This is a genomic window from Robinsoniella sp. (assembly GCF_034124845.1).
On record NZ_JAWYAJ010000407.1, the window covers coordinates 8889 to 10305 of the forward strand.

General features: G+C 36.7%; 1 protein-coding gene and 1 pseudogene. One reads left to right on the forward strand and one right to left on the reverse strand.

What is annotated here, in order from left to right:
* A pseudogene (locus tag ACH2DQ_RS20260) lies at positions 1-306 on the reverse strand (hypothetical protein); the annotation flags it as partial.
* A gap of 235 nt (positions 307-541) precedes the next feature.
* On the opposite strand from ACH2DQ_RS20260, the gene ACH2DQ_RS20265 reads away from it, so the two are divergent.
* The coding region (locus tag ACH2DQ_RS20265) for a cache domain-containing protein (RefSeq protein WP_395028056.1) at positions 542-1417 on the forward strand (876 nt) is incomplete at its 3' end.

The following is a 1417-nucleotide window of genomic DNA, read 5'->3' on the forward strand; positions in this document are numbered from 1 at the left end:
GGAATCATCCACGATGGTTACTTCCGGATGTTTTTCCTTAAACTCATTGATGATATCGTTATAGATATTAACCTGAGTTGTAGTACCTGCCATTCTGGTCAGAAGACGGATTGTAACTTTTTCACCATCACCGGATCCTTCTGATTTTGCTGCATCTGTTCCATCAGCTGCTTTTGTTTCTCCAGCTGCCTGTGTATCACCTGCTGCTTTTGTTTCTTTTGTGTCGGATGAACTGCCGCATCCAGCCAAAGCTCCAACGCACATAGCGCTTGCCAGTAATAATGCTGTTACTTTTTTCATTCTCATTGCTTCTTCTCCTCCGTTTTTTATATTTTTTTAAGTTTTCATTTCTTAAGTCTTAATCATTATAAAAAATTTTCCGGTAAATTAGAATGGTCATTTTCTATTTTTTTTGTACATTTTGCATTTCATTTACAAAAAGCATATTCCTTACGTAGACTTTTTGTCTAAAATAATATAATATAAGGAAGATAATAGGAGATAATAAAATTCTCTATATTTATAGGAAAGGAATTTTTTAATGAATAAGAAAAAATCTGCTTCGATACAATCTAAATTTTTCCTGAGCAGTGCCGGCATTGCCATTGCATTTATGGTAGTTTTGCTTCTGAGTACATCTTTTATTTTTTATAAACATTTTATCAGTTTGGAAGCAAACTCTGCACTGAGGCAGTTAGACTATATTTCTTCCCAGCTTGATTATTATTTGACATCTACTAAAAATTATTCGAAAACAATCATAATCGATAATACAGTCCAGTCTCTGATGCGAAAATACAAAGACAACCGTACTGATTTTAATGCGGATGATAAGAGAAATATAACCGGACAAATCAACCGCATTGTACAGGCTACTCCCTTTATACATGCAGTAACGATATATTCCTCCGATAAGGATATGATAGCCACTACGGAGATTTACCCTTATGATACGACTCTGGAAGGCGTACCTGTGGATTCCGAAGCAGTCTGGGTACTGCGCACAAAACATCCACAGACAAACCGATATCAAAATATAGCTGCAGTCTCTTTAATCCGTCCCTTTTACCATTACCAGACTGCTGCTCTATTGGGTTACATCGAAATATCCATTCCGGAACATACGATTTCCCAGATATACCGGGATAAGGCTACGGACACGAACCACATATTCATGGCAGATGAAACAGGCAAAGTGCGAAGTTCCGATAATTCTATCAGCCTTGGCTCTCAATATGATTCATTTTCTTTATTAAAGCCCACTACCGGGGATGAATCCAGATTTACGTCCCATTCCATTATACTATATAAGTATTTTCCAACCCTGGACTGGTACATTATTAACGAAATCAACCTGCTGGATTTTATCAGGCCATCCATGTTTTTATTTTTTATCACCATGATGATCACACTGGTA